Source organism: Bradyrhizobium sp. (assembly GCF_049512235.1).
Taxonomy (GTDB): domain Bacteria; phylum Pseudomonadota; class Alphaproteobacteria; order Rhizobiales; family Xanthobacteraceae; genus Bradyrhizobium.
Genome location: NZ_JBEKXH010000638.1, coordinates 1 through 3,253, shown reverse-complemented (window position 1 = coordinate 3,253; position 3,253 = coordinate 1). Strand labels below are relative to the sequence as shown.

Sequence of the window (3,253 nt, the reverse complement as noted above, 5' to 3'; positions counted from 1 at the left end):
AGCGGGGGCCACGGATGTTGGGATGAACTATCGCAGGCCCGTCCGTGGCGGTGGCGGGCCTTTGGCGATCCAGATTGTTCTTCAAGATGGACGTCACCGACGTGTAGGAGCGCGCGCCGATATCGAGGGCGCGACCGCAAGCGGCTTCAAGCCGTTCATGGCCGAAGCTGGTCGCGTGCCGCAGGATACCGGCTTCGCGACGCGCGCGAGCGCGCCGCTCCGGCGATGCTCCCGGACTGGGTCATGCTTTCCGGCTTCCGTCATCTCCATGCAAATCGAGCGCCGCGGCTTCCGGGTTCAACAATGTCCAGGCATGCAGGGCGATCATCAGATCTTCATCCGTCGGAATCACCCAGGCGGAGGTGCGGCTGCCTGGACGCGTGATCATTGCCGCGCCGGCTGCGTTCGCGCCCGGGTCGAGATCGAGGCCGAGCCACGCGGCGTCCTCGCAAACGCGGCGCCGGATTTCCGCCGCATGCTCGCCTATTCCGGCGGTGAAGACCAGGGCATCGATGCCGCCGAGGGCGGCGGCCATGGAGCCCAGTTCGCGTCCGATACGGTACACGAACAGGGCGACGGCTTGCTTGGCGCGGGGATCCTCGCTGGCCAACAAGGTTCGCATGTCGTCGCTGATGCCGGAAACGCCGAGCACTCCGGACTCGTTGTAGAGAAGACTGCTCACCTCGGCCGCGGTCATGCCCTTCTCCTGCATCAGATAGAGAATGACACCGGGATCGAGGTTGCCGCAGCGGCGGCTCATGGGCAGGCCATCGAGCGCCGTAAAGCCCATGGTCGTGGCCATGCTCACGCGGGCGTGGATCGCGCACAGGCTGGCGCCGCTGCCGAGATGGGCGACGACAACGCGACCCTCGGCGGCTGCCGGGCCAAGAATGCCGGGCAGAACGCTTGCGATGTATTCATAGGAAAGACCGTGAAAGCCGTACCGCCTTATGCCCTCGGCGGCAAGCCGGCGCGGCAGCGCGAACGCGGTGGCAACCCAAGTCTGGGTATGATGAAAAGCCGTGTCGAAGCACGCAATCTGCGGCAATGCAGGGTGAAGCTTTGCGAGGGCGGCGATGGCGGAGAGGTTATGGGGTTGATGCAGCGGCGCCAACGGAATGAGGCGGCGCAGCTCGGCGGTCACCGCTGCGTCGATAAGGACCGGCGCGGTGTAAAGCGATCCGCCATGCACTACCCGATGTCCGGCCGCCACCAGCTGATCGTCGTGAAAGTGGCCTTCCAGCCAGCGCAGAAGTGCTGCCAGCGCTTCTTCGTGGGTGGTGCCTTCGGTCAGAACCTCATCGACCAGCGACGTTCCGCTGCGGTCTTTGGCCGTGAAATGAACGCGGTGGCCGATGCCCTCGCACGCCCCTTCGCAAATGATACCCTGCCGGGTCGGTCTTTCATGCCCCGGGAAAACCGAGAACTTGATGCTCGACGAACCGGCGTTCAGCACAAGGATGGCCTCACTCACTGTTTTTCCTCCGCCGCCGCTGCCTCGCTGTGCCCTGTCGGCACAATCTCGTAAGGCGCCAAATCGAGCTGCGCCAGCGCCGCGGCGGCGCGAATCCTTGCTTCCGGTCCAACCAGCACCGGCGTGATGAGATTGACGCGGGCGGCTTCCACGGCGCCGAGCAGCGACGGCGCATCGACCGGGTGGAAAACCGCGCGTCGTCCAGATGCGTCGGATTAATGTCCCCCGACATGATCGCGAACAGCTCGATGTCCTTGTAGGTGAGCGTTCGGACCAGGCTCGCGGTGTCTCCCGGCCTGATCTCGTCGAATATCCTGTTTTCGATGCGTTGCATTCCGCCAAACCCGCTCGTTAGCCGACGTTGTGAGAATCAGCATTGGACGTCCAGGGCAACGAGTCGAGGTTAACATCGCCGTACGCCGAGGATTTGGAACATGTAGTCCGGGTCCCATGAGGCGCATTTGCGGCGTCGCTTGATGGATCGCTTATCGCCGGCCTGCCGCACCAGGTTGAGCGCGAAGTGACGGACAATGGCCATGTTTTTGGCGCCATTGCCAACCCGCAGGCGAGATTGATCCTCATTGAATGTCATGTCGAGGGTCCAGTGGAGATTGTTCTCGATGGCCCAGTGGCTGCGCACCGCATCGGCGAAGGCCACAGCCGACAGTATGCGGGACGAGATGTAGGAGCGCCGTTCGGTCTCGATCTTGTCGCCGCGCTCGATCCGGCTCTCGACCATCGCGATGGTGGTGAGCTTGGGAAACCGGAATGCCCCGGGATAGGAGCGCTCAGGGGCGGTCCATTCGACTTCGTGGGAGACCGTGTGGCTTCGGATTTCGAGCCGGCCGTGGCCCTTCTCGGTGGTCTGCGAGCGCTCGACCTTGTCGGAAGGGGCGGTATCGAAATAGCTTTTGATCTCGGCGTGAAGCGTTGGCTGGTTGTCCTTTACGGCCAGGAGATAGTCGGCTTTGGCATCGAGGATGCTCTGAGCGATATTCGGGTTGCATCCCATGGCATCGATGGAGACAAGGGCGCCTTCGAGGTTGATGCGCTCCACCAGCGCCGGGATGGCGGTGATCTCGTTGGATTTTTCCTCGGTCGCCTCCTGGCCCAGCACCAGCCGGTGAGTGGTGGCGAAGGCGGAGACCAGATGCAGGGCCTTCTGCTCGCGCTTGCGATCGTGGCTGCGCCGCGAGGTCTTGCCGTCGATGGCCACCAGGCCGGGCTTGTCCGGCCAGCATTCGGCCGCCCATGACGAAAAGCAGGCCGCAAACAGCTCCGTATCGATCCGATTCATGACCGTGCGCAGCCAGTCGGCGCAGGGGATGCCGAAGTGAAACTCCGAGAACCGCTGCAGCAGCGACAGATGAGCCTTCCCCCAATCAACGATGTCATCATAGTCGTCACCGCTCGCGATCGTGCCGCATACCACCAGAAACAGAACCTCGCGCAGTGGATATGCGACTTTCCACGACTGCCGCGTATCCTTGATCGCCCCCAGATGGTCGAGCAGCAGGCGCAGCCGCGGTTTGGCTAATACGGTTTCCATAGGCCCCTCCGAATCGAAAGGTCCGAGGGAATCATTTCCGCCGAACTGGCGAAAGAGGTCGTCCGTCCACGTCAAGCCAAAAACCGCGTTAACCTGACCTCGTCACCCTGGCAAATACACTTGTCGGCATTGATCTTTTCGTCCGCCGCTGTATGAAGGCGGGCGATTGACCAAGAAGGCAGGACCCGTCACGTATCCGCCTTATTTGGCAATGAGACAGCCGCCCAAAC

The 3,253-nt window shown here is 62.7% G+C and carries 3 protein-coding genes; all 3 read right to left on the bottom strand.

Going from position 1 to position 3,253, the window contains the following annotated elements; translation table 11 throughout:
• Positions 1 to 241: 241 nt before the first annotated feature.
• On the bottom strand, positions 242 to 1,474 hold the full coding sequence (locus ABSG20_RS33150) for an acetate/propionate family kinase (RefSeq protein ID WP_423868662.1): 1,233 nt from the start codon (positions 1,472 to 1,474) through the stop codon (positions 242 to 244).
• Positions 1,471 to 1,626, bottom strand: a complete 156-nt coding sequence (locus tag ABSG20_RS33145) for a hypothetical protein (RefSeq protein ID WP_423868661.1) — start codon at positions 1,624 to 1,626, stop codon at positions 1,471 to 1,473. Before ABSG20_RS33145 ends, ABSG20_RS33150 begins: the two co-directional genes overlap by 4 nt.
• Positions 1,627 to 1,877: 251 nt before the next feature.
• Positions 1,878 to 3,023, bottom strand: coding sequence for an ISAs1 family transposase (locus ABSG20_RS33140; RefSeq protein WP_423868660.1), 1,146 nt, complete (start codon positions 3,021 to 3,023; stop codon positions 1,878 to 1,880).
• Positions 3,024 to 3,253 lie beyond the last annotated feature (230 nt).

Bases quoted from the DNA above. Each gene is read 5' to 3' on its own strand.
- ABSG20_RS33140 (WP_423868660.1), bottom strand. From the start codon at position 3,023: ATGGAAACCGTATTAGCCAAACCGCGGCTGCGCCTGCTGCTCGACCAT.